Here is a 26,412-nt window from a genome sequence, read left to right on the forward strand (position 1 = left end):
TATTAATGCACATCGAGTTATATATAATTAAATTCTTTAGGTTTGTAAATTAGATAACAACCATTTAATTCACTAAAACAAAAAGTATGAACACGTATTTAAAATCAATCGGACTAATATTCATTACTCTTATAACATTTACAAACTGTAAAGAGCAAAACGTTGAAAAAGAAGAAGAAATAGTTGCTGTAGACGTTTCAGTAGAAAAAGAAGCTGTAGCAGCAGTTATGAAAAACTATAAAGATGCCGTTCAAAATTTAACTACCGAAGGGACAAAAGAACTTTTTACAAATGAAGCTACAGTTTTTGAATCTGGAGGCTCTGAAGGTACCTATGAAAATTATGAATCCCATCATCTTGGGCCAGAATTAAAAACGTTTGATAGTTTTACCTTTTCAGATTATAAAATTGATGTGAAAATAGATCTACCTTATGCGTTTACTACTGAAACCTATATTTTTACCATAGGCCTAAAAGCCAACGAAGAAAAAGGCAGGGAAGCAAGAATTATTAAAAAGAAAGGTGTTGCCACATCCGACTTAAAGAAAGTAGATGGACAATGGAAAATTACCAAAACACATTCTTCGTCAAGAGATATAAGAAAGGTATCTCATTAACACTATTTCTTTGAAATAATTTTTTTTTATTAGAACTAATCAAATTTAAATGATAGGATTAAATAATTTTTCGCATAGTATTTTATCTTTAAAAGATATATTTATCCAACTTGCAATTCAATAATTTTTTTATCAAATAACAAGAAAAGAAGTGTATTCATATTAGGATTGAGATCTACCCTTTCACGAATAAGGCAAAAAGCTTTTGTTATATGCGCTTCTACTGTTTTGGTAGAAACATTAAGGTATTCTGAAATTTCTATATTACTTAAACCTTCTTGCTTGCTTAGTAAGAAAACCCTTTTACATTTTGGGGGCAAATTTTGAATTTCTTTTTGGACCAAGAGATAGAGCTTTTCCAAAACAGTGTAATCTTCTTCTACGATAACATCAAGTGCTTCAATATATTTTTTTTCAAGCAGTGTTACAGCTCTGTTCTTTCTATATTGGTCTATGTATTCGTTATAAACAGATTTGTACAAAAAGCTTTTTATAGAAAACTTTTCATTTAAATAATTGCGTTTTTCCCATGTTTTTATATATACATTCTGTACAATATCCTCAGCTTGGGATTCATTGCTCACTAAACTATTTGCATACACACACAATTGGTGATTGTAAGAGTTTACCAAAAAAGAAAAAGCATCTTCATTGCCTTTTTTCAGGTGCGCTATCAAATTAGCGTTTTCTTTAAACTTACGGCGCATTCGTTGCTGAATATTAATTTTTTGTTCAATAATGCAACAATATTAATAAAAAAAAACCAAATACATTAGGGTTTTGTAAATGGGCTTCGTAATATAATTAATGAAGAGCACTAAGGGGAAAAAATTACTGGCAAAATATTTTACAAATTCCATAACAGCAACCGAGTTGGATGATCTCATGTTATGGCTTGAAAAACAGGATACCGAAGACCTTTTCATTTCCAGTTCTAAAATAGACTACGCAATTCGCAACAATATGTCCCAATACAATACAAAAAAAGCAGAAAAAATGCTGCTCGATAAAATAAGAAAAGACAAAACTATTTTAAATAGGCTTAAAATCACGAAGTTTTTTAAATATGCAGCAATAGCAATTCTATTTGTTAGTATTGGTTATTTTGTTCAAAACAATTTTAACCCATCAAATAAAATTGATGTGACAACTATCAATAAAAATGAGATAATCTTACAATTAGAAGACGGCAACATAAAAGTGCTCTCTGAAGATGGTACGGAAAAAGTTGTAAATAAAGATGGCAAAATCATAGGCGCACAAAAAGGAAATCAATTAATATATGATAACAAGCCTACTCTGGAAACATTGGTTTACAATACATTAACAGTGCCTTACGGAAAAAGGTTTGAATTAAAACTATCCGATGGCACTCATGTTTATTTGAATGCAGGCACATCTTTAAAATATCCGGTTAAATTTCTGAAAGGGAAAAAACGACAAGTTTATTTAAATGGAGAGGCCTTTTTTGATGTCACAAAAGATACCAATCATCCTTTTATTGTCAATATGAACAATGTAGGCGTTAGGGTATTTGGTACAAAATTTAATGCATCCTCTTATCCTGAAAATGATGAAGTGACTACAGTATTGGTTGAAGGTTCCGTCAGTGTTTTTGATAACAATATGGATTATGATGAAAAAACGGCATCACCATTAAAATCTGGATACTTAGCATCTTGGAATAAACATAATAAAGAAATTTCAATTGAAGAAGCTGATTTAGAAATGCATACCGCTTGGATAGAAGGGCGAATTCTATTTAGGCATGTACCATTTAAAAATATAATAAAAAAACTAGAGAGACATTATGATGTAACTATTATGAACAACAATAAAAATTTAGATAAAGAGTTTTTTACCGCTAGTTTTGATATAGAAACCATAGAACAAGTCATGGAAACATTCCACAAAAACTATAATATTAATTACTCTTTAATTAACAATCAAATAATCATTAACTAAAACAATTTAAAATATGGTATAAAAAAACTTTATAAAACTAAAACAAAATCCAAAAAAAGACTATTTCCTTATATTTTGTATGTCCAAATAATATAATAAAAGGAAAAAATCGGAAAATGCTGTAACATCTTCCGATTTAAAACATGATTAATAAATAATATTAACCAATTAATTCATTACAAAAATATGAAAAATCCATTTAAGCAAAGGAGTTTAAACTCTTTTCAAATAAAATTCGATTTAAAAATGAAGCTTACCACATTATTTCTAATCGTTTCTTTTCTCAATCTCTATGCAAATGAATCTTATGCCCAGAAAACCAAGATTACATTACATATGGAAAATGCTACTATTGAAAACGTTTTGTACAAAATAGAATCACTAAGTGATTTTAAATTTATGTTCAATGACAATGAAATTGACTATAAGAAGAAAATTACGGTTATCGCTAATCGCGAACGCATATCCTCTATTTTAACCCAAATATTTTCAAATTCAAACGTAGCTTTTGAAGTCTATAAAAAACAAATTATATTAAAAATCGACCCACTAAAAAACCAAGTCAACATTAGTCCCGTTAAAGCGGTAGGACTAATCCAACAAACGATTACTGGAAATGTTTCAGATATCAACAACCAACCATTATTGGGTGTAAATATTGCTGTAGAAGGCACCACCACAGGAGCAATAACAGATTTTGATGGTAATTACAGTATTAAAGTAGATTCCGATCAGGCTGTGTTAGTGTTTACCTATATAGGTATGAAAACTGTTCGCAAGGCAGTAGGGCAAAATACTACAGTAAATGTTAGAATGATTGAAGATGATCAATCTCTACAAGAAATTATTATTACAGCAACTGGTGCTCGTAAAAGAGTAGAGATGGGTAATTCAATAGCCAACTTAAAAGTTTCCGACGATGTTAAAGAACGGCCTATCAATAATGTTTTTGACATTCTTCAAGGGCAAGCTGCTGGTGTGTCAATTGGTGCTAGTGGAGGATCTGTTGGTATGGGGTCAAGAATCAGGATTAGAGGTTCTAATAGTGCATCATTATCCAACGAACCTGTAATATATGTTGATGGTGTTTTAATAAACAACGAGTCCAACTCTATATCTTTCGAGACAGGAGGACAATCTCCTTCAAGACTAGATGACATTAATCCAGAAGATATTGAGTCTATAGAAGTTGTAAAAGGCCCTTCGGCTGCAACACTTTACGGCTCTATCGCTGCAAATGGTGTAATTTTAATTACAACAAAAAAAGGGAGTGCTGGAGATCCAAGGTGGTCTGCATTTATGGAAACTGGTTTCGTAGAAGATGTCGTTACCTACCCTAAAAATTATCAGGCATTTGATGCTTCTGGAAACCCTGGCTTTAATTTTGAAGCTGCAGAAGGAACTTTTGTGCATGATGTAGTTAATTCTTTTCAACCACTTAACGATTCCCGTACTTCACCTTTTCGTACTGGCCAATCGGTTGGTGCTGGTTTAAGTGTATCAGGTGGTAGCGAAGCGCTTACATATTTCTTATCTGGAAGCATGAGCGATAGTGAGGGAGTCGTACCGGTAAGCAATATAAGAAAAACCAATTTCAGAGGAAATTTTGGAGCACAAATCACAGATGAACTAAAGATGAGTTTAACGACAAGTTATACAAATAGTGATTTGGAATTACCTTTAAATGATAATTTTGCGCTTGCTTTAATGAGTCAAGGCCTTAACGGGACATCTTCAATTGATGTCAACGATGGCTGGGGAGAATTTACCCCTGCTGAACTTTTTACAATTGATACAAGACAATTAGTAAATCGTTTTACCAGTGGATTGGAAACCATTTGGAAACCATCTGAAAAGATAAATGTTCGTGTATTTGGAGGTCTTGATTTTACGTCACGATGGGATTCTCAATTCTTCCCTACTGGAGAAGCACCAGCATTTCTAAATTATGATGAAGGTGCTCGTTTTTCAAACAGGTTTAACGACTTTGTTTATACATTTGATGCTGTAGGTTCATACAGCACAAATTTTTCTGAAAACATAACATCACGTACATCTGTAGGTCTTCAATATTTACAAAAACTTACTCAAGGTACTTTTACAACAGGACTACAATTGGTAGCTGGTAGCAATTCTATTGCTGGTGCAGCTGTTACTTTAAGTGATGAGCAAACTATAGAACAACGTACCATTGGTGCATTTATAGAAGAACAGGTAGGGTTTAATGATAAACTCTATGTAACTGGTGCTGTTCGTACAGATAGAGGAAGTTCATTTGGTTCTTCTTTCAAATCTGTTTTTTATCCTAAATTAAGTGCTTCTTGGTTAATATCTAATGAAGATTTCTTTAATCCAAATGATAAAAGCTGGATTAATTCACTAAGATTAAGAGGCGCATGGGGTGCTTCTGGTGTACAACCTGGTACAAATGATGCATTACGCTTTTTTGATCCAATTGCTGCAACTGTAGATGGTGTTAGCGTTACAGGTGTTACCATTGGTGGTGTAGGAAATGCCGATCTTAAACCAGAGCTTTCAAAAGAATTGGAATTTGGTGCAGATATAAAATTATTCTCCAATAGAATAAGTCTTGATTTAACTTATTTTAACAAGCAAACAGAAGACGCATTGATTTTTAGACAACTACCGCCTTCACTAGGTGTTGGTGCTGGTCGTTTTGAAAACTTAGGGTCGGTTAAAAATACAGGTTTGGAAATTACTTTAAATACAAGCATTGTTGAAACTGAAAAATTCTATTTCGACCTAGGCATAGTAGCATCCTTTATTGATACTGAACTTAAAGAATTAGGAGAAGGCATTGAGCCTGTTATTTTTAATACCGGCATTCAAAGACATATAGAGGGCTATCCTTTAGGTGGTTACTGGGATGAAGAATATACTTTTAACGATGCTAATGGAGATGGTTTTATAGGGCAAAATGAAGTTCAAGTAGGAGAAACAGTTTATTTGGGAACGCCATTTGCTACTACTGATATTACATTTTCCCCAACCGTAGGTTTATTTAACAATGCCTTGGTTTTTAGGGGATTATTGAATTATAAAGGTGGCCAAAAACTTTATAACAATACTGGAGCATGGAGAAATGGCAATAGTAATACCCAGGAGCTAAACGATCCCAATGCATCTTTGGCAGGACAAGCAAGAGCCGTAGCTTCTAAATTTTTTGGCACCAATGCAGGGTACATTGAGGATGCATCGTTTTGGAGGTTAAGGGAAATTTCGCTTACTTACAATGCACCTCAAAAATTTGTTAGTAATATTGGGTTTTCACGAGTGAGCCTTACTTTATCTGGTCAAAATTTAGGTATATGGACCGATTACTCTGGATTGGACCCTGAAATAAGTTCAAGTGGTCAAGACAATTTCGAAACCGAGGAATTCCTTAGTCAGCCACCAACACGTTCATGGAAGATTCGTTTAAATCTCTCATTTTAATAACTAAATTATTTAATAAATAATAAAGATATACTCGAATTATGAAAAAATTAATAAAAAACACAAATATAAATAGAAGTTATAACGGGCTATTTTTAGTTGGTCTTTCACTACTTCTTGCGCTTGGAACGGTATCATGTGATAGTATAGTTGATGTTACCGATCCAGATATTGTAACTCCTGAATCACTAAACAGCGAAGCAGGAATACAAACACTTAAAGCGGGATCCTTGGGTGATTTTGCTGTAGCAATGAGTGGGTCGGCTGCTGGACATGGTGCGACAACTGGGTTAATATCAATGAGTGGTTTAATGGCCGATGAGTACGATTATTCTGGAACTTTTCCTACCAGAAGAGAAGCCGATACCAGAATCCTTCAAAACATCAATAGTGATATGGATAATATTTTCTCTAACATGCACAGAGCACGTGCTGGAGCAGAAGCTACTATAGACTTAGCTCAAGGCTTTGGTGGTGTTCCAGAAGTTGAAAGTGAAATGCAAAGTATTGTAGGATATACCTATGTTATGTTTGCTGAAACTTTTTGTGGTGGTGTACCTTTTAGTAAAGTACCATCTGGTGGAGGAGACATTATTTATGGGGAGCCATTATCACAAACCGAAATGTTTAATGTGGCTATTACCTGGTTTGATCAAGCATTTTCTAGTAGTAGCGGAAACTCTGATTTAGCTAATCTGGCACGTGTAGGAAAAGCACGTGCAATGCTAGGATTAGGTCAAATTAGTGCAGCTGCAAATGAAGTTGCTACTGTAGCAACAGATTTTGTTTACAACATAGAGCATTCTGTTAACAGCAGAAGACAGGAAAATGGTATTTATATCATGAGTACAGTTAGACGTCAGTTCTCCATAGCCGATGGAAAGGGAGGTAATGGTTTAATGTACCGTTCAGCGAATGATCCCCGTACACCATGGGATGGTGGTACTGACTTTGGACAAGATGACATTACTTTGTATTATAATCAATTAAAATATACGGATGAAAATGCGTCTGTTGCTTTAGCTTCAGGAATTGAAGCCCGTTTAATTGAAGCTGAGGCTCTAGCTGATTCAGATGATGGAACTGGTACTCATACTATTCATAATGCCCTCAGAGCAACTATGAGTCTTCCTGCCATAGATTTTTCTGGTTTAACAGGTGATGATCTCATATTAGCACACATGGCTGAAAGAGCTTTTTGGTTGTATAGTACAGGACATCGTCAAGGTGATTTAAGACGTCTTGTAGATGTTTATGGTATGCAAGCCTCTGATGTGTTTCCATGGGGAGATTATTTTAAAGGTGGTAGTTATGACTCTAATCTAACGTTTCCAGTCCCTCAATCTGAAGCTAATAACCCAAACTACGTAGAATGCTTATAGCTCTTTGTGGTAAGTTTAATTGTTTTTAGTCAAAAAAAGGGGCTCTTAAAAGAGCCTCTTTTTTATTTCAATCTTCATTTAATTTTATAAATTGTATCACCAAATATAATTATAGTATATGCCTAATCAGCTTCATAGTTCAAAACCAATAAGTACTACACGCTTTTCTGTTTTATCGTTTTTATTTTTTTTATCGGGAACTTCAGGGTTAATATTGCAAGTAGTTTGGATGTACCGTTTGGGCTTAATTTTTGGAAATGCAGCTTACGCTACCGCAGCCACATTAGCTGCTTTTTTTCTAGGATTAGCCATTGGAGGTTGGTTTTTAGGGAATGCTTCGGCCCAGTTTAAACGACCACTGTTTGTATATGGCCTTATGGAAATTGGTATCGCTTTAACAGCCCTTCTTTTAATTCCGGGGATAGAATTTTATGAAACACACTATGCCTCAGTAGTAGCTTTAACTGATGGTAAACAAAGTTTTCTAACAATATTAAAATTTATTTTCAGTATTACCCTCCTTCTTTTACCAACGGCACTTATGGGAGGAACCTTTCCTGTTTTAGCGCAATTTATAGGAAAAGAAAAGCGCCAACTAGCAAATAGAGGCACTATTTTATATGCGGTGAATACCTTAGGAGCCTCAATTGGAGCTTTATTAGCTGGATTTTTTTTACTATCTAAATATGGTGTGGATACAACCTATTATTTTACCATAGTTTTAGTGGCAAGTATTGGTTTTTCAGCAATCTTAATGGACAGGTTATTTATAACAAATAAAGAAACATCAGTAATTAAAAAGGATAATAAAGCTTCTAAAACTATAACCAAATTAGATAATATTAATTATTTAGAGTTAAAAATATTAGCATTTTCCTCAGGCTTATTGGCTTTATCAATCGAAACTATTTGGACAAAAATGTTCGCTCAGGTTTTACAAAATTCTATATATTCTTTTTCTGCAATTTTAGTAGTATTCCTTTTTTCCTTAGGAATTGGAGGCGTTCTTTCGCACAAGTTAGTAAAAGTATCTCGTCATCCTAAATATGTATTATTAATACTTCTATCTTTAGGAGCCATCTCAGTGGGTTTTTCACCTTATGTATTCAACACATTAACAAAAGGCTTAGGGTATCTTGCTCCCAGCGCATCATGGTTTGCTTATCTTATAGCTGTATTTAAGTTAAGTTTTCTAGTTGTTTTTTTACCAACCGTAATATTTGGTGCTATTTTCCCTTTTTTATTAAAAGCATCACCAGTTATAAATCAATCTCCTGGTAAATTTGTAGGTAGACTAGTCTTATTCAACTCAATAGGTAGTACCATTGGCCCCATCTTAGCTGGGTTTATTTTACTTGATGCTATAGGTATTTGGATGACAATTAAAATTATTGCCATTTTATATGGCTTTTTGGCGCTATATATTTATTTTACATTTAATATTAAGGTCGTAAAAAAATGGTTATTGTTACCAATAATAGGGATTATTGGTGTAGTCTCAATTACTAATCCACCAACTGTAAAATTACAAAAAGGAGATAAAATTTTAAAGATGTGGCAATCTAGCGATGGGTTTGTATCTATTGTTGAGTCTGGAAAAAATATCCAAATGAGACTGGATAATTTTTATGTGCTTGGTGATTCTCGTTCAATTTTGGTTGAACAAATGCAAGGGCATATACCTCTGTTAATTCATCCTTCACCAAAAAAGACACTTTTTTTAGGAATGGGAACTGGGATTACAGCTGGAGCTTCATTGAGTCACAACGTAGAACGTGTTGTTGTTGTAGAACTAATTTCAAATGTCATTCCTGCAGCAAAAAAGTATTTTTCATCTTGGACAAATAATCTTTTTAATGATAAACGTGTCGAAATTATTGCCGATGATGCACGTAATTTTTTACTTGGTTCCAACGAAAAATTTGATGTTATCGTAGGAGACCTTTTTACGCCCTGGCATGCAGGCACAGGCAGCCTCTATACTATTGAGCATTTTAAACAGGCCAAAAAAAGCCTTAAAAAAGGTGGGATTTTTGCGCAATGGTTACCTTTATATCAACTTACCCCTAAAAGTTTTGAGATAATTTCGGCAACTTTTGCCTCTGTTTTTCCTAATGTAACTTTATGGCGAGCAGATTTTTCGGGATCACGTGCTAGTATTGCCCTAATAGGTCAGGAAGATGGTGCTAAACTCAGCCACAAAGTTCTTAAGAAGAATATTTCTAATTTAGTTGAGACTAAAGAAAGTGCATCTAATAAATCTATCGACCATATGGCTGGTCTCTTTTACCTGGGAAATTTAGACGCTCTTAAAAATCGTTTGACAGGAACTGTAGTAAATAACGATGACAAACGGACAGTGGAATATAAAACCCCAATTTTATCACAACAGGCAAATGCTGGGAGCGAAACGTATATCGTTAATCAAGAATTATACAACCTTTTGTCTACGTTGGCTACTAATCTTCCTGCTGAAAAAGATCTGTATCTTTCTAAATTGCCTCCAAGGGAACTAAAGTATGTGAAAGTCGGCTTAAAGTACTTTCGTTATTTACAGTTAATTTCTGATGGGAATGAAATCGAGGCTGAAAGCATTCTTGAACAAATACATCTTTTATCACCAGGCTTTTTAAAACGTAAAAAAAATCCTTCTAGTATTAATGACTGATAGTTAATAAAAATTAACACTATATGGGTCATCTAGAACAAAAGTAAATTATTTTAATCCGTTATTACACAAGCATTTTTTTCTTCATCCTGTATAATTTTAAAACCATTGGAATGAAGCATATTTATTACAGAAAAAGTGTATATCTACCGTAAAGGAAAAGGTGGAAAACAGTTATGAAAACTGCTAAAAAGAAGGATGATATTTTAGTAAAAAAAGATCTCACATTATAAATTTAAGAATAATTGTCCAACATTCAAAATATTTTGAAACTAAACAAAACTCTGTTAGTGTATTTAATATTAGGCTTTTAGAGGTTGAAAACAATAATTTAATTATACAAATGTAATTTTAAAGATGATAAATGTCATCTTCTTAATGATTAATCGCTTCTTAAAAACCATAAGCCATAGAAAAGTTAACCCCAAACGGATGAACAGGTCTTAAACCAGCAGGCACCCTAGACACTGCATAAATAGTATTGAATAGATTTATAATATTAGAGGACAACGTAAGGTGTTTATTTAAACAAGATGATATTTATCATAAAATATAACGAATAGATAGCTTTAATTTGCAAAGATAATTAGTGGAGTTTGGCTGAATATTACGTTATCTAGGTTTCAAAATAACCAAAATAGCTCAACTATTTTCAATCAAAACATAATTTTAAAAATCTAAAATTATGTTAAACAAAATTATAGTGTTAAAATTTTTGTAGCTTTGTAAAACTAATGAAGAAGACTTTTTATAAAATATCATCCTTTTTAATGGCATTATTAGTAATGCTCTCAACGGTGTCTTTCACAATCGAAAGTCATTATTGTGGTGATATTTTAGTTGATGCTTCGTTCTTCGGTACAGTTGAAACTTGTGGTATGGATTCACTACAAGCTAAATCTACAAAAGATACTCTTGAAAGAAAGCATTGCTGTAATAATGAGCAAATTACCATAAATGGTCAAAATGAGTTAAGCGTTTCGTTTAATAACCTGACAAATGATCAGCAAATTTTTGTTGCATCATTTGTATATGCTTATATTAACCTTTTTGAAGGTCTGGAAAACAAAGCATCCTCATTTTCAGAATACCCTCCACCACTTATTGTCAAGAATATCTACAAGCTTGATGAGACTTATTTAATTTGATTTTTAAACAATAGACTTTATTATCCAATGGATACTATTCCATTAGGATGGTTTTTTGTATTCGGTATTTTCTTAATACCAATGTTTAATTGTTTAATTATCAAAATTTATGTTAAATAAAACTATCCGTTATTTTCTTGAAAATAAGTTGATAACATTTATATTACTCGCCGCATTTATTGTTGGAGGATTTATTACAGCACCTTTTAACTGGGAAACCTCGTTAATAGAGCGAAATCCAGTACCTGTTGATGCGATTCCTGATATTGGCGAAAACCAACAAATTGTATTTACCGAGTGGATGGGCCAATCTCCCCAAGATATTGAAGATCAAATAACCTATCCATTAACGACCTCTTTACTAGGAATTCCAGGTGTAAAAACTATACGAAGTAATTCCATTTTCGGGCTATCCAGTATTTACATCATTTTTAATGAAGATGTAGATTTCTACTGGAGCAGGACACGAATACTTGAAAAACTAAATTCATTGCCACCTGGTACAGTTCCTAATGAAGTGACTCCAGCCCTTGGCCCTGATGCAACGGCCTTGGGTCAAGTGTATTGGTACACCTTAGAGGGAAGAGACCCTAAAACAGGTAAAGCAACAGGAGGTTGGGATCCTCAAGAATTAAGAACTATTCAGGATTTTTATGTACGTTATTATTTAACTGCTGCATCTGGAGTTTCAGAAGTTGCTTCCATTGGGGGCTTTTTAAAGGAATATCAGGTTGAAATTGATCCTGATGCCATGAAAGCCAATAATGTAGATGTTGGTATGATCATGAACGCTGTAAAAAACAGTAATCTTGATATTGGTGCCCGAACTTTAGAGTTTAATAAAGTTGAGTATTTAGTACGAGGCTTAGGATATATTAAAAATTTATCTGATTTAGAAGAAAGTGTCGTTGCGGTAAAGGATAATGTGCCCATACGACTAAAAGATGTCGCTAAAATACAATTTGGACCAGCGGGTCGTAGAGGAGGTCTCGACAAAAGTGGTGTGGAGGCTGTTGGAGGTGTTGTTGTAGCACGTTATGGCGCCAACCCGCAAGCGGTGATCCAAAACCTGAAAGATAAAATTGAAGAAGTTGCCCCGGGCCTGCCTTCTAAGACCCTGGCCGATGGAACAGTTTCTAAGGTGACCATAGTGCCTTTCTATGACCGTTCAGGTCTAATTCAGGAAACCATAGGGACTCTCGAACTAGCACTTTCCCACGAAATACTGATTAGTATTTTAGTGGTAATCGTATTGGTTCTTAATCTTAGGGCCTCCGTATTAATTTCAAGTATATTGCCCGTTGGCGTATTGATGACCTTTATATTAATGAAATATTTTGGTGTAGACGCCAATATTGTAGCCCTTTCGGGTATTGCCATTGCTATTGGGGTCATGATTGATGTGGGGATAGTTTTTACCGAAAATATAGTGAGGCATTTGGAAATGCCCGAAAATGAAGGCGTAAGAGGTAAAAAATTGGCGCAGGTCATTTATGTTGCCACGGTGGAGGTGGCATCGGCCGTAATTACTGCTCTTGCTACCACAGTCGTGAGTTTCTTACCTGTTTTTGCCATGCAGGCCGCCGAAGGTAAATTGTTTAGACCTTTGGCGTGGACCAAAACGTTTGCGTTGATTTCAGCACTGTTCATTGGAATTATGTTTATTCCTGCCTTGGCAAAAATTTTGTTTTCCATTAGAATTGATACAAAGAGAACGAGCCGAATATTTAATGCAATCTTGATCAGTTTTGGATTTGTTTTCCTAATCGCTTATGGAAGCATTATTGCCATAGCCCTAATTGCTATTGGGATAAATAATTTGCTTACGCAAGTGCCAGAAAAAACATTTTTAAAAGGAAAATTAAAGCTTCCTTATTCCGAAAAAATAGCCAATTATATCAATATAGCTATCGCAATTGTAATTTTAGTCTACTTTCTGACTATAGAATGGATGCCTTTGGGAGTATCAAACTCCACATTTGTCAACTTTATTTTTGTGATATTAGTAATAAGTTTGGTTTTGGGGACATTAATGGCCATAGTGCATTTTTACAAAAGCATCTTAACCTGGTGTTTGGATAATAAATGGAAATTTTTAATGATCCCTATTTTCGTGGTTTTCTTTGGTGTAACCATTTGGTTAGGGTTTGGCAAAGTCCTTGGTTTTATGCCGGAATTCACTAAAAACAATGTGGTTTGGGAAAAATTGGACAAAAACTTCCCCGGGTTGGGTAAAGAGTTTATGCCAGCCTTGAATGAAGGGTCTTTCTTATTGATGCCAACTACCATGCCCCATTCAAGTATTACCGAGAATATGGAAGTTATTGCAAGTATTGATAAACACGTCATGAGCATACCTGAAATCGGGTCTGCGGTAGGTAAATGGGGACGTGTGAACTCAGCCTTGGATCCTGCACCTACATCCATGTATGAAAACACCATAAATTACATTCCAGAATATATTTTGGACGAAGATGGGCACAGAGAGCGTTTTAAAGTCAATAAACACGACGCTTTTGTTTTAAAAGATGGTACCACCTATACATATGGTACTGACGAGTTTCGTAAAATAACGGAAGAAGAACTTATTCAAGATGATGACGGTGAAAACTTCAGGCAATGGCGCGAACACATCGAGAAACCAGATGATATTTGGAATGAAATTGTTAAACACGCCAAATTCCCAGGATTGACTTCTGCACCAAAGCTACAACCAATACAGACACGATTAATCATGTTGGCCACGGGAATGCGTGCTCCCATGGGCATAAAAGTATTTGGTCCAACATTGGAAGCGATTGAAAAAGTTGGGTTTGAACTGGAGAATATTTTAAAAGAAGTCCCTAGTGTTAATCCCCCAACGGTGTTTGCGGATAGGGTAGTAGGTAAACCTTATTTAGAGATAAAACTAAACCGACAAGCCATGTCGCGATATGGATTGACCATTAAGGACATGCAAATGCAATTGTCGGTAGCCATTGGTGGTAAGCAACTCTCAACAACCGTAGAAGGCAGGGAACGATTTCCTGTTCGTGTGCGTTATGCTAGGGAATTTAGGGATAATCCAGATGATATTAAAAAGATATTGATACCAACGCCTGCGGGTGTTCAAGTTGAATTAGGTGAGTTGGCCTCATTAGAATATGTTAGAGGACCACAAGTGATCAAGAGTGAAGATACCTTTTTAACGGGTTATGTTATTTTCGACATGAAAGATGGCTATGCCGAAACCAATGTAGTTGAGGACGCTCAGGCACTTATCAAGAAAAAAATTGATTCAGGGGAATTTAAATTACCAGATGGCGTGACGTACCGTTTTACGGGAAATTACGAAAATCAAGTTAGGGCATCAAAACGTTTATTGATTGTTGTCCCTATTTCATTAATTGTAATCCTATTAATTCTATATTTTCAGTTTAAATCTATGGTGCCCTCACTTATGGTATTCTCAGGAATATTTGTGGCCTTTGCCGGTGGTTTTATTATGATTTGGTTATATGGACAAGGTTGGTTTTTGAACTTTGACGCATTTGGGGTGCACATGCGTGATTTGTTTCAGCTGCATACCATAAACTTAAGTGTCGCCGTTTGGGTAGGATTTATAGCACTATTTGGTATTGCTACGGATGACGGGGTGATTATGGGAACTTATCTGACCCAGGTATTTGATAAGAGACATCCAGATACGGTCAAAGATATACGGGCTTCGGTAATTGTGGCAGGGTCCAAAAGGGTTCGCCCTGCAATGATGACCGCAGCGACGGCCATTATCGCTTTAATCCCTGTACTTACAGCTACTGGTAAAGGTTCCGACGTGGTTATCCCCATGGCCATCCCCACCTTTGGGGGGATGTTGCTACAGGTCATGACCATGTTTGTGGTTCCTGTACTTTACAGTATGTGGAAGGAGAAAGGATTAAAAAAACAATTAAAATTAAGTAATGCTTAAATTTATAAAGATGACAGCGAATACTAAAAAATATCTTTTCTTGAGTCTAGTTGTACTGTTTACAACAAGTATTTTCAGTCAAGAAAATTTGAATAACTATTTGGAAATAGCAGCCAATAATAACCCTGCTTTAAAGGCAAAGTTTAATGATTATATGGCTGCTATGGAAAAAGTACCTCAGGTAGGTACTTTACCCGACCCCACTTTTGCTTTTGGGTATTTTATCCAACCTGTAGAGACAAGGGTTGGTCCACAAAGGGCAAACTTTAATTTAATGCAAAGCTTTCCGTGGTTTGGCCTGTTAAGCGCTAAAGAGGATGTTGCGACCGAAATGGCAAAAGCCGTGTACGAGGATTTTGAAAACACAAAATCCAATATCTTCTTTGAAGTAAAAGCAGCCTATTACAACTATTATTTTATTGAAAAGGCCATAGAAATTACTAAAGAGAATATTGAAATACTCGAAGTTTTTAAACGCCTGTCTTTAGTGAAGATTGAAGCGGGAAAAGCCTCTATTGTAGATGAATTGCGTGTTGAATTGGAGTTGAATGATCTAGAAAACCAATTAGAACTGTTTTTGGATACAAAAGATGTTTTGCGGATAAAGTTCAACAACTTATTGAGCAGGGATGATATGTCTGAAATACTGGTTCCAGAAGTATTGTGGCAAGAAGAAATTCCTTTGGAACAGTTGGATATGCTCGACGAAATATATGCCTCAAACCATCAAATAAAGAGCATAGAGCATAAGTTGAACGCTTTTTTAAATCAGGAAATTGTAGCCAATAAAGAAGGACTGCCAAAGTTCAATGTTGGTGTGAACTACACCATAGTAGGAAACAACCCTAATTCAACAGCATCAGATAATGGTAAAGACGCGTTCTTGTTTCCATCTGTAGGGGTTACCATTCCTATATATCGCAGGAAATATAAAGCTTTAATAAAAGAAGCACAATACAGACAAAAAGCAGAAATATCCAGAAAAGAAGACAAAAAGAACACCTTGAGTTCGGTTTATGAAAACACGCTTAAAGACTTTAACGATGGCGACAGACGGATTGCTTTAAATTTAAGACAATCTAAAATCGCAAAAAAAGTATTGGATATATTAATTGTTTCGTACTCTACAAACGCTAAAGACTTTGAAGAAGTATTGCGCATAGAACGCCAATTACTTAAATATGAGTTAGAACATCAAAAAGCATTAACCGATAAAAATGCCGCAGCAGCATTTATGGATTATTTAATAGGAAAATAAAATGAATATCATGAAAAAATACAAAAAATATATCATAGCAGCCGGTATTCTAATACTCGGAATTATTTTAGGAAACGTGTTTTCAGGTGGGGACTCAGAAACGACGCATACCGAGGGCGAACACGAATATGTTCAAGATCCCGAAACACAATTATGGACTTGCTCCATGCATCCACAAATAAAGATGGAAAAACCCGGAAATTGCCCAATTTGTGGTATGGAACTTATTCCGTTGGAAGCGTCCAGTGATTCTTCAGAAAACATTGCAGCCAATGAAATTGTAATGAACGAAGAAGCTTATCAATTGGCAAATATACAGACTACAGTAGTCGAAAAGGCAAGTGCCAATAAAGAGATACGGTTGTTGGGTCGCGTAAAACCTGATGAACGTAGATTGTATTCCCAAGTGTCACATATACCTGGTCGTATAGAACGTTTGTACGTTAATTTTACTGGTGAAAAAGTGTATAATGGTCAAAAAATAGTACGTATCTATTCACCGGAATTAATCTCAGCCCAAAAAGAACTTTTCGAGGCCATTAAGTCTAAAGATGTTTATCCACAGTTATATACCGCATCGCGTAATAAATTAAAGCTTTGGAAACTGACAGACAAACAAATTGAGGCTATTGAGGCTTCAGGAAGCGTTCAAGAACAGATTGATATTTTATCCGATCATTCAGGTTATGTAATGAGTAGAAATGTAGAGGTGGGAGATTATATTAAGGCTGGTGGCAATTTGTTTGATATTGCCAATTTAAGTTCAGTTTGGGTCATGTTTGAGGCCTATGAGGCAGATATCCCTTGGATACACATTAACGACAAGGTAAGCTTTAATATACAGGCTATTCCTGGAAAGGACTTTGAAGGTAAAATTACCTATGTGGATCCTTTTGTGTCCTCTAATACTAGGGTTGCCAAAGTACGTGTAGAGGTAAAAAATCCATCAAACAAGCTTTTGCCGGAAATGTATGCAAGTGGCATTATTCAGGCAAAAATGAAAGGGATGGAGAATACCATTGTCATCCCAAAATCGGCTGTACTATGGACAGGAAAGCGAGCGGTTGTTTATGTAAAGGTTCCACACGAAAAGACCATCTCCTTTGTGTACAGAGAAGTTACTCTGGGACAAGATATGGGGCAATTTTATAGTATTCAGGAAGGCTTGGAAGAAGGTGAGATTGTTGCCACTAACGGTGTGTTCAGGATTGATGCCTCTGCGCAATTATTGGGCCAAAAAAGCATGATGAACCCCGAGGGCGGAAAAGTTAATTTAGGAGGTCATGCCGGTATGGATATGGGAGATGACACAAAATCTGGTAACGAAGATCATTCAAATATGGACAAGGAGGACTCTAAAAAGGGAAATGATACCGACCATACAGATATGAATCAGCGCATTCCTACAACCGATGCTTTTAAAAGCCAGTTAGAGCAAGTGTTTAACGCCTATATTAAGTTAAAGGACGCCTTAGTAGGCGATGATAGCAGTCCGGCAAGTACTTTCGCTGAAATGGTATTGAGCGCCATGAAAAAAGTAGATATGAAACAATTGTCCAATAATGAAGCACATAACCACTGGATGACCATATCTAAAGAAGTTACAGGGTCTGCGACCTTCATTTCAGAAATTTCGGATATAGAAAAACAGCGTGGTCACTTTAAGCATCTGTCTGCACATTTATCCAAAGGCGTTAAACTTTTTGGGGTAAACCAAAAAGTTTACGAGCAATTTTGCCCAATGGCAGACAACAATAAAGGGGCATATTGGCTAAGCCTTAATGAACCAATAAAGAACCCTTATTATGGGAGTAAAATGTTGACCTGTGGAGACACAAAAACAGTAATTATAAAATAATAAAAACTTAAAAATAAAAACAGATGAAAAAATTAAAATTTAAAGTAATAGTAATAATGGCCTTAATAATGGGCATGTCAAGTGTCATTTATGCACAACACGATCATAGTAAGATGAACATGAAACAGGACAATCATGGTATGATGGATCACAACAACAACAGCAATATGGTAAAGTTAAACGATAAAAACCTAACCAAAGCATACATGCATTATACCATGATAAATGAAGCATTGGTTGAAGCTAAATCTGAAAAGGTACAAAAAGCCTCAAAAATGCTTGTTGGGGTTTTAAAGAAATACGGTAAAGCAGCTGATGCGCAAAAAGTAGCTGAAGACATGGCTTCAAAGTCCAATATTATGGATCAGCGTATTGTATTTTCTAAACTTACCGCAGCATTTGAACCTTTGTTAAAGGATAATGTAACCGAAGGTGAAATTTTTAAGAACTTTTGTCCTATGGCAAACAATGGTGGCTCATACTGGTTTTCAAATTCCAACAAAATTGCAAATCCTTACATGGGTAAGGCTATGGCAACTTGCGGCAGTGTTAAAGAGACGTTTAAGTCTATCTAGTTAATAGCAGAAGCTGGTTTTCGAATTGTTTGTAACATATTCTTAAGCCAGCTTATTAATCAGAAAAGTCAAAGTCATGAAAGAAATAAATGTATTTATTCGCATTGACAAAGTAAATGATGTGGCATTAAATTTACAAAAAGTAATTTTTGTTGTTTTAGTGTTTTTGAAGGCGATGGTTCTGGAAAATATTCCGATCTAAATAAAGAATGCCAAGTCCAGGGCATCCTTTTTTATACTACAGGATTGCAAAATTGGAAATAGTATGTAATAAAGAAGATAAATACAATTGTTAAGATAATAAAACAACACGCACATACAGGTAAAAGTGGCAATGGGTTAATTTATGTAAGTCATGCGGAGAGTAAATTACGAATTGGAGATTGATAAAATCTTCTAAATAAAATTTAATAATCGAGTACTTTAAATAATCAATAAAAATTAAAAAATGAGACAATTAAGAACAACATTTAGTCTTGCAATGTTTACAATACTAATTTTAACAGCAACATCATGTAAAAATGAAACCAAGAAAAATGAAACCTTAAAAATGGACGATAAAGAACTCATCGCTGAAAACAAGGTTGAAGTTAAAACAGAAACGACACAAGCTTACCAAGTAGGCTCTCAAGTGCCAAACGAATTGGTCTGTATGGTTAACAACGCCTATATGGGAAAACAACAAATAAAAGTTCCGGTTAATGGTAAGATTTATTATGGTTGCTGTGACATGTGTGTAGAGAAATTGAATAACGATACAATGTCGAGGAATGCCATAGACCCGTTCAGCAATAAACAGGTTGATAAAACGGAGGCATACATTGTACTCATGAACCGTGAAGGTGCAGTAGCTTATTTTGAATCAAAAGAGAATTATTTAAAATATGTAAAATAACATTAAGGGTTTTTTTGAATAAAATTAACATACTACGTGTAAAAAAAAACCTTAAATAAGTTAAAATTGAAACGAATAGAGGTAAGTATTTTTCTTGTTAGACTCTATTTTAACTTCATATTAAATAGTATGAAAACAAAAAATATGAATAGCTTAAAACATTTAATAATCTTATTGTTAATACCCTTGAGTTCTGTTTTTGGCCAATCTGTTGAAGGTAATGTAGATAACTTGCCTGTAAAGGAATACACCATAACCCTTCGAGAGGAAATGGTCAACAAAGCTGGAAAAGAGGTCAAGGGTATGACCATAAACGGTAGTATTCCCGGACCAACTTTAGAATTCACTGAAGGCGAATACGCAGTAATTTATGTTAAAAATGAATTGAGTGTTGAATCCTCAATCCATTGGCACGGACTTTTACTACCTAACTTCTACGATGGTGTTCCCTATTTGACAACACCTCCTATAGAACCTGGACATACACAAAAATATGAGTTTGCTTTAAAACAATCTGGAACCTATTGGTATCACTCACATACCATGCTTCAAGAGCAAAGCGGTGTGTATGGTTCATTTGTAATAAAGCCAAAAGAAAAATCTTTGGAGTATGACAAGGAATTGGTGTTGATGATTTCAGATTGGACCAATGAAAAGCCAATGGACGTACTTCGAACCTTAAAAAGAGGAACGGAATGGTACAACATTAAAAAAGGAACAGCCACTCCTTTAAATCAAGTGATTGCAAGAGGTGCATTTGGTGCTCAATTGGATTTTTGGAGACAACGTATGGAAGGAGCAGATATAGCAGATATATACTATCCAGCCTTTTTAATTAACGGTGAAGAAAAAATTGAATATCCTCAATTCAAGCCCGGAGAAAAAGTGCGATTGCGGATTATAGACGGTGGGGCTTCTACCTCATTTTGGATGACTTTTGGAGGGGAGGATCCGTTATTGGTCTCTGCTGATGGTCTTGACGTCGTTCCTGTAAAAAGGAACAAAACCTTTATTGGTATTGCAGAAACCTACGATTTTATCGTAACAATCCCTCAAGAAGGAAAAATAGAATTTAGAGCTACTGCCCAAGATGGTTCCGGGCAGGCATCGGTGTATTTAGGAAACGGAAAAATTCTTCCTGCCCTTGATGTGCCCAGACCAGATAAGATTGGAATGATGCAAAAAATGGCCAAGATGAAAATGAAAATGGGTGCCCACGCCCTTAAATTCCAATCTGGTAAAGACGAGCGTTTTGAAATGAAAGAGGAATATGGAATGCAGATGGACGATATGAAAGGGATGAATATGGACGGTAAGATGAACCCGCCTGCCGGACGGGCAGCAATGGAACATTCCAATATGAAGAAAGACAAAATGGCGAATGATATAAAAATGGATTCTACTATGGCACATAAGGATCATTCCAAAATGAAAGATGGTAAAATGAAGATGGACGAACCTGAAAAATCCAAAATGATGGATATAAATGGAACCGACTCAAACGCAGTGCAGGGAATGGATATGTTTTCAGAATATAATTACGACTATTTAAGATCCCCAGAAAAAACAACCTATGCACCAGATGCTCCCGTAACTGAGATTTTATTGAACCTTACAGGTAATATGAACCGGTATATATGGAGTATGAACGGTGTCCCTCTATCTGAAACCGATAAAATAAAGATAAAAGGAGATCAGGTTACCCGAATTAAATTGAATAACCTCACCATGATGCACCACCCCATGCATTTACACGGTCACTTTTTTAGAGTCATTAATAAAAATGGGGAATACTCACCTTTAAAACATACCGTGAATGTCCCGCCAATGCAAGAAGTAACTATTGAATTTTATGGAGATGAATATGGTGACTGGTTTTTCCATTGCCATATTTTATATCATATGATGGGTGGTATGGCCAGGGTAATCAGCTATGATACACCTCGGGACGAACGTATGAAAGAATTTCCCGTTTCAAAATTGATTAAAGAAACAGATCTATGGTATTCTTGGGGAATGGTTGATGCGGCTTCCCATATGACAGGTGCCATATTAACGACCTCCAATATTCGCAATCAGTTTACACTTTTAGCAGAATATGGATGGAACGAAAATATTGAAACGGAGTTTACTTATGAACGTTATCTCCACGATTATCTACGCGTTTTTGGAGGGGTAAATCTTGAAAATGAAATGGAAGATAGCCTGGATGAGATCACTACAACCGCTATAGCCGGAGTACGATTTTTAACACCCTATCTATTCAATCTGGATGTTCGAATGGATAGTAAGCTTCGCCCACAAATAAGTTTGGCACGGGAAATTATGATTTTCCCAAGATTGGCCATTTTTGGGGAGTACGAATTCCAGGCCGATTTTGGTTGGGTGGACGATTTGCCTACTGGCGAAAACCTTAAGGAAGAGATAACCTGGAACGCAGGTATGGAATATTTTCTAAGTAAAAATTTCTCTTTAATGGGAAGCTATGACAACCGCTTTGGTGCTGGCGGTGGGCTTTCTGTGAGATTTTAAAAACGAATAATTTCTAAATAAATATTAATTTAAATCAAATTAAAATGAAAACAATTGTAAAAACATTATTGATTATCGTAACAGTAGGCACATTGGTTAGCTGTAAATCCACCTTTAATGCTTCCGAAACGATGGAAAATCAGGAAAACAGAAATGCGCTCTATCAAGAGATTATTTCAAATCCGAGCCAATTCAGCGAATTTATTGACCTGGCACAACAGAATGAAGGGACCAGAAAGCTAATGATGCAGAACCATATGCAAATGATGGAATCTGGAAAGATGAAAACAATGATGGAGAAAAATCCTGAAATGAAACAGAAGATGAAATCGCATATGCAAAAAATGATGGAGGAGAATCCTGAAATGAAAGAAAAGATGCAGACGATGGTGCTCGATAAAATGCTGGAAAGTCCTGAAGGAAGAAAGATGCTGATGCATAAAATACATGAAAACAAAGAGATGCAAGGGGAAATGAAAGCAAAGATGATGCAAAAAATGAAGGAAAATCCCAAAATGAAGGAGAAAATGAAGCACAAGAAAGAAGGTTCCAAAGAACATAAGCACAACAAATAAATTTGCTCTTATAACCAATAAAAAATTGAAATTATGATGATGTACTGGTGGGTAATTGTTTTGGTAGTCCTTGTTCTGGGAATATTGATGTATTCTGGGAAGAATGGGAATATGTTAAAAAGAAACAGGACCCTATGGGTATTTTGGACGAACGTTTCTCCAAAGGAGAAATATCCAAAGGAGAAATATCCAAAGAAGAATATGAAGAAAGAAAACAGAGTATTAACTTAAAAAAATAAAAAAATGAAATATTATTTTAACAAAACTATCAATGGAACTTTTGAAGAGGCAATCGATAAAGTAACAAAAGAATTAAAAGAAGAAGGCTTTGGAATCCTAACAGAAATAGATGTACAGGAAACCTTGAAGAAAAAACTAGATGTAAATTTTAAAAAGTATAGAATACTTGGAGCGTGCAATCCGCCTTTTGCACATAAAGCATTACTGGCTGAAGACAAAATTGGAACGATGCTGCCTTGTAATGTTATAGTACAGGAAATTGATAATGGTATTATCGAAGTCGCTGCAGTAAATCCGATGGCATCGATGCAAGCTGTACAAAACCAAAAACTTAACAAGATTGCCAATGAAATAACAGCAATGCTTGAAAATGTAATAGAAAAGCTTTAAATAAAAATTAACACTAAAACAAATAAAAATGAGAAAATTAAAATTATCAATGGGAATTTTAGCAATAGCATTTGCAACCCTAACTGTAGCATCATGTAAAGATGCAAAAACAGAACAAACTAACTCAGATGATCATAATTCAGAAATGAGTGCAGATGAAGATCATTCAAAAATGACCCACGACAATAGCGACGGTCACCACGATGGAGAAGAAATGGCAATGAGTGGAGATGCAACTGGATCGTCACAAACTATATTAAAGGACTATTTCAATCTTAAGAATGCTTTGGTGTCAGATGATAATGGTAAGGCCAAAGGACTTGGCGCAACCCTTGCAACAAGTTTCGGTAATCTAGATGTTTCAAAATATACAGATACCCAAAAAGCCGATTTAAAAGATATCGTTGAGGATGCCGTAGAGCACGCCGAACATATTTCTGAAAGCGATATAGCCCATCAACGTGAGCATTTCAAAATATTGAGCAAAGATGTGATTGATATGGTCGCCATTACCGGAACGGATGACAAAATGTACGAAATGTTTTGCCCAATGTACGATGGTGGCAGCCCTTGGTTAAGCATGGATAAAGAAGTGAAAAACCCATACTATGGCAGTAAGATGTTGACCTGCGGAAAAGTGCAAAAGCAAATTAATTAAATGAGGATTGTAAAGATTATAGCAGCAGTATTATTGGTAGCGTTCGTGGGAATTCAGTTTATTCCTACAAAACGCAATCAAAGCGATATTGTGCCTGAAACTGATTTTATGCTGGTGAATAAAGTCCCGGAAACTATTCAGAAAAAATTACAGGTATCCTGCTATGATTGTCATAGCAATAATACCCAATATCCTTGGTACAATAAAATCCAGCCTGCAGCTTGGTTTTTGGAAGACCACATCAAAGAGGGCAAGGCCGAACTTAATTTTAACGCATGGGATTCCTTGTCCAACAGAAGAAAAGCAAGTAAGCTACGGTCTATTGTAAAGCAGATTGAAGGTGGTGAAATGCCTCCGGATTCTTATATTTTGATTCATAAAGACGCAAAATTTTCAGAAGCAGAAGCAGAAGGAATGATCAATTGGATCACAAGATTAAAAGACAGTTTATAATTAAAATTGAAACAAATGAAAAATATAACAATGAGTATAGCAGCAATGCTATTGATGGCCGTTTCTTTTGCAAATGCACAGGAAAAGGAAAAAATGAACCACGATCACGGAGATATGAAAATGGATCATAGTAAAATGACGAATAAACAAAGCGATGCAAAGGCTGAAACCATATTAAGTGATTACTTCAGTTTAAAAGATGCTCTGGTAGGAGATGATACCAAAAAAGCGGCACAAGCAGGTACTAAACTGGTAGCCTCTCTTAAAGCCTTTGATATGACGAGTTACAATAAAGAAAATCAAAAAGAACTGACCGATATCATTGAGGATGCAACAGAACACGCCGAGCATATTTCTGAAAGTGCCATAGACCATCAACGCGAGCATTTTAAGACTTTGAGCAAAGATATTACAGATATGGTGGCTATAACAGGAACAGAAAATATGCTGTACGAACAGTTTTGCCCAATGTACGATAAGGGTAGCGCTTGGTTAAGTACAAGTAATGAATTAAGAAATCCATATTATGGCAGTAAAATGCTTAAATGTGGAAAAGTGCAAAAGGAGATTACTAATTAGGGTATACACATTTAGTAGGTGAACGAGATATCTAATTCATAAAAAGGCAAATAAAACGTTTCATTGTTGATTGGTTATTAGTTAAAATTTCCCTTTTTATGGTATTAGAAAAGTCCTAGTTCGGGAAGGCTGAAAATGGCGATGGTTAGTGTTGAACCCTTCCCTAATTAGGCACAAGAAATTTGAAAAGAAGAAGTTTATTGAAAGATACTTGAATTTGAGAGAAAGACTTGTTTTTTTGATTGATGGAATACCGTCTAACTCTCACTTTCAGGTATTATTTTAAAAGGCTTCAGGCTTTTTAAGGTAAAAACAGTAAAATTAATATGGGATATGGATGAAAGAATGTTATAAAAGCGGTTATGATAAAAAACCAAAACAATCTAGCAAAAGAAAGTGGCTCAACTATTTATTGTATACAGTAATTGCGTTTATAGTAATGGGAGCTTTGCTACTACAGTTTAGCAATGTAACATAATTCACAAGTGGCAACCCATTAATAATTAACTAAAATGAGAGTAGACAAAAACAAAGAGTTTATACCCGCTTTAGGCTATGATTGGCTTACAAATTTTTAGGATAAAGCTATCAAATTCACAATGCCAGAGAAAGAATTTAGAAATAAATGGATTACTTAAATCCAGGTAATGACGAGAGAATTCTTGAGTTTGGATTCGGTTCAGGTCAGAATTTGATTTTAACGAGCGGGAGAAACATAAATACTCATTATGTAGGTTTAGACATTAATCCAAAGGTGAAATACATTGCTCAATAAAAATTAAATAAAAGGCAAATTAATATCAAACTTAATTTATATGACGGGACTTTTTCCCCATATGCAGATAACTCTTTTGATAAACTATTCAGTTCATTAGCTTAATAAAGAGACCAAGATTTTATATTTAGAGGAAATTAATAGAGTACTTAAACCAGAAGGGCAATTAATAATTGTGGATTGGGGAAAGCCTAAATCTAAGGCATGAGGATTCTATTTTATGTTGTTCAAATTCTCGATGGTTTTGAAACAACTTCGAATAATGCAAAAGGATTGATGCCAGATTATATAAGTAACACTGGTTTTTCTAATGTTCAAGAATTGAGTTATATTAACACGAAAATTGAGAGTTATTGTTATTATAAAGGATTAAAAATGAACTCATCTTGACTTTTGTTTTTAACCGAAAATGATTTGAAATTTGTTTAGATTAGACACT

The 26,412-nt window shown here is 35.1% G+C and carries 20 protein-coding genes; 19 read left to right on the top strand and 1 reads right to left on the bottom strand.

The window, feature by feature from the left end; genetic code table 11:
• Positions 1–86: 86 nt before the first annotated feature.
• Entirely contained in the window at positions 87–617 is a 531-nt protein-coding gene (locus tag FAF07_RS14745; RefSeq protein ID WP_142785830.1) for a Cif family virulence factor, read from the top strand.
• Between the two features lie 101 nt (positions 618–718).
• Here FAF07_RS14745 and FAF07_RS14750 read toward each other — a convergent pair whose 3' ends face one another.
• Positions 719–1,219 carry an RNA polymerase sigma factor gene (locus FAF07_RS14750; RefSeq protein WP_317130302.1) on the bottom strand — a complete coding sequence of 167 codons (501 nt, stop codon included), beginning with the start codon at positions 1,217–1,219 and terminating at the stop codon, positions 719–721.
• A 205-nt stretch (positions 1,220–1,424) separates the two neighbouring features.
• On the opposite strand from FAF07_RS14750, the gene FAF07_RS14755 reads away from it, so the two are divergent.
• From FAF07_RS14755 to FAF07_RS18715, 18 genes are all read left to right on the top strand, one after another.
• Positions 1,425–2,582, top strand: coding sequence for a FecR family protein (locus FAF07_RS14755; protein ID WP_142785832.1), 1,158 nt, complete (start codon positions 1,425–1,427; stop codon positions 2,580–2,582).
• A gap of 186 nt (positions 2,583–2,768) precedes the next feature.
• Entirely contained in the window at positions 2,769–6,038 is a 3,270-nt protein-coding gene (locus FAF07_RS14760; RefSeq protein WP_142785833.1) for a SusC/RagA family TonB-linked outer membrane protein, read from the top strand.
• Between the two features lie 41 nt (positions 6,039–6,079).
• On the top strand, positions 6,080–7,420 hold the full coding sequence (locus FAF07_RS14765; protein WP_142785834.1) for a RagB/SusD family nutrient uptake outer membrane protein: 1,341 nt from the start codon (positions 6,080–6,082) through the stop codon (positions 7,418–7,420).
• 238 nt (positions 7,421–7,658) lie between these two features.
• Positions 7,659–10,088 (top strand): fused MFS/spermidine synthase, encoded by a 2,430-nt coding sequence (locus FAF07_RS14770; protein ID WP_221930760.1) that lies wholly within the window; start codon positions 7,659–7,661, stop codon positions 10,086–10,088.
• A 734-nt stretch (positions 10,089–10,822) separates the two neighbouring features.
• On the top strand, positions 10,823–11,236 hold the full coding sequence (locus FAF07_RS14775) for an HYC_CC_PP family protein (protein WP_142785836.1): 414 nt from the start codon (positions 10,823–10,825) through the stop codon (positions 11,234–11,236).
• Positions 11,237–11,345: 109 nt separating this feature from the next.
• Positions 11,346–15,185 (top strand): efflux RND transporter permease subunit, encoded by a 3,840-nt coding sequence (locus FAF07_RS14780; protein ID WP_142785837.1) that lies wholly within the window; start codon positions 11,346–11,348, stop codon positions 15,183–15,185.
• Positions 15,178–16,443, top strand: a complete 1,266-nt coding sequence (locus FAF07_RS14785; RefSeq protein ID WP_142785838.1) for a TolC family protein — start codon at positions 15,178–15,180, stop codon at positions 16,441–16,443. Before FAF07_RS14780 ends, FAF07_RS14785 begins: the two co-directional genes overlap by 8 nt.
• 10 nt (positions 16,444–16,453) lie before the next feature.
• On the top strand, positions 16,454–18,301 hold the full coding sequence (locus FAF07_RS14790; protein ID WP_142785839.1) for an efflux RND transporter periplasmic adaptor subunit: 1,848 nt from the start codon (positions 16,454–16,456) through the stop codon (positions 18,299–18,301).
• Positions 18,302–18,324: 23 nt separating this feature from the next.
• Positions 18,325–18,876, top strand: coding sequence for a DUF3347 domain-containing protein (locus FAF07_RS14795; protein WP_142785840.1), 552 nt, complete (start codon positions 18,325–18,327; stop codon positions 18,874–18,876).
• A gap of 448 nt (positions 18,877–19,324) precedes the next feature.
• The gene (locus FAF07_RS14805; RefSeq protein WP_246067719.1) at positions 19,325–19,771 is read left to right on the top strand and encodes a hypothetical protein; all 447 of its coding nucleotides are present in this window, start codon (positions 19,325–19,327) and stop codon (positions 19,769–19,771) included.
• Between the two features lie 144 nt (positions 19,772–19,915).
• The gene (locus FAF07_RS14810; protein ID WP_142786643.1) at positions 19,916–22,303 is read left to right on the top strand and encodes a multicopper oxidase domain-containing protein; all 2,388 of its coding nucleotides are present in this window, start codon (positions 19,916–19,918) and stop codon (positions 22,301–22,303) included.
• Positions 22,304–22,347: 44 nt separating this feature from the next.
• Positions 22,348–22,878: a hypothetical protein gene (locus tag FAF07_RS14815; protein ID WP_142785841.1), complete on the top strand. Its 531-nt coding sequence runs from the start codon at positions 22,348–22,350 to the stop codon at positions 22,876–22,878.
• Positions 22,879–22,925: 47 nt separating this feature from the next.
• The gene (locus FAF07_RS14820) at positions 22,926–23,117 is read left to right on the top strand and encodes an SHOCT domain-containing protein (protein ID WP_246067720.1); all 192 of its coding nucleotides are present in this window, start codon (positions 22,926–22,928) and stop codon (positions 23,115–23,117) included.
• Between the two features lie 4 nt (positions 23,118–23,121).
• Positions 23,122–23,508 carry a DUF302 domain-containing protein gene (locus tag FAF07_RS14825; RefSeq protein ID WP_142785842.1) on the top strand — a complete coding sequence of 129 codons (387 nt, stop codon included), beginning with the start codon at positions 23,122–23,124 and terminating at the stop codon, positions 23,506–23,508.
• Between the two features lie 28 nt (positions 23,509–23,536).
• A complete protein-coding gene (locus tag FAF07_RS14830; protein ID WP_142785843.1) occupies positions 23,537–24,166 on the top strand; it encodes a DUF3347 domain-containing protein in 630 nt (209 codons plus the stop codon).
• Positions 24,167–24,619 carry a heme-binding domain-containing protein gene (locus FAF07_RS14835; RefSeq protein WP_142785844.1) on the top strand — a complete coding sequence of 151 codons (453 nt, stop codon included), beginning with the start codon at positions 24,167–24,169 and terminating at the stop codon, positions 24,617–24,619.
• Positions 24,620–24,634: 15 nt separating this feature from the next.
• Positions 24,635–25,198 (top strand): DUF3347 domain-containing protein, encoded by a 564-nt coding sequence (locus FAF07_RS14840; RefSeq protein ID WP_142785845.1) that lies wholly within the window; start codon positions 24,635–24,637, stop codon positions 25,196–25,198.
• A gap of 979 nt (positions 25,199–26,177) precedes the next feature.
• Entirely contained in the window at positions 26,178–26,363 is a 186-nt protein-coding gene (locus FAF07_RS18715; protein WP_221930761.1) for a hypothetical protein, read from the top strand.
• The last annotated feature ends 49 nt before the right edge of the window (positions 26,364–26,412 follow it).

Source organism: Changchengzhania lutea (assembly GCF_006974145.1).
In the GTDB taxonomy this organism is placed as follows: domain Bacteria; phylum Bacteroidota; class Bacteroidia; order Flavobacteriales; family Flavobacteriaceae; genus Changchengzhania; species Changchengzhania lutea.

Excerpts from the sequence above, each read along its gene's own strand:
- FAF07_RS14745 (WP_142785830.1), top strand. The coding sequence starts at position 87 with ATGAACACGTATTTAAAATCAATCGGACTAATATTCATTACTCTTATA.
- FAF07_RS14755 (WP_142785832.1), top strand. The coding sequence starts at position 1,425 with ATGAAGAGCACTAAGGGGAAAAAATTACTGGCAAAATATTTTACAAAT.
- FAF07_RS14760 (WP_142785833.1), top strand. The coding sequence starts at position 2,769 with ATGAAAAATCCATTTAAGCAAAGGAGTTTAAACTCTTTTCAAATAAAA.
- FAF07_RS14765 (WP_142785834.1), top strand. The coding sequence starts at position 6,080 with ATGAAAAAATTAATAAAAAACACAAATATAAATAGAAGTTATAACGGG.
- FAF07_RS14775 (WP_142785836.1), top strand. The coding sequence starts at position 10,823 with ATGAAGAAGACTTTTTATAAAATATCATCCTTTTTAATGGCATTATTA.
- FAF07_RS14780 (WP_142785837.1), top strand. The coding sequence starts at position 11,346 with ATGTTAAATAAAACTATCCGTTATTTTCTTGAAAATAAGTTGATAACA.
- FAF07_RS14785 (WP_142785838.1), top strand. The coding sequence starts at position 15,178 with ATGCTTAAATTTATAAAGATGACAGCGAATACTAAAAAATATCTTTTC.
- FAF07_RS14790 (WP_142785839.1), top strand. The coding sequence starts at position 16,454 with ATGAAAAAATACAAAAAATATATCATAGCAGCCGGTATTCTAATACTC.
- FAF07_RS14795 (WP_142785840.1), top strand. The coding sequence starts at position 18,325 with ATGAAAAAATTAAAATTTAAAGTAATAGTAATAATGGCCTTAATAATG.
- FAF07_RS14805 (WP_246067719.1), top strand. The coding sequence starts at position 19,325 with ATGAGACAATTAAGAACAACATTTAGTCTTGCAATGTTTACAATACTA.
- FAF07_RS14810 (WP_142786643.1), top strand. The coding sequence starts at position 19,916 with ATGAATAGCTTAAAACATTTAATAATCTTATTGTTAATACCCTTGAGT.
- FAF07_RS14815 (WP_142785841.1), top strand. The coding sequence starts at position 22,348 with ATGAAAACAATTGTAAAAACATTATTGATTATCGTAACAGTAGGCACA.
- FAF07_RS14825 (WP_142785842.1), top strand. The coding sequence starts at position 23,122 with ATGAAATATTATTTTAACAAAACTATCAATGGAACTTTTGAAGAGGCA.
- FAF07_RS14830 (WP_142785843.1), top strand. The coding sequence starts at position 23,537 with ATGAGAAAATTAAAATTATCAATGGGAATTTTAGCAATAGCATTTGCA.
- FAF07_RS14835 (WP_142785844.1), top strand. The coding sequence starts at position 24,167 with ATGAGGATTGTAAAGATTATAGCAGCAGTATTATTGGTAGCGTTCGTG.
- FAF07_RS14840 (WP_142785845.1), top strand. The coding sequence starts at position 24,635 with ATGAAAAATATAACAATGAGTATAGCAGCAATGCTATTGATGGCCGTT.
- FAF07_RS18715 (WP_221930761.1), top strand. The coding sequence starts at position 26,178 with ATGAGGATTCTATTTTATGTTGTTCAAATTCTCGATGGTTTTGAAACA.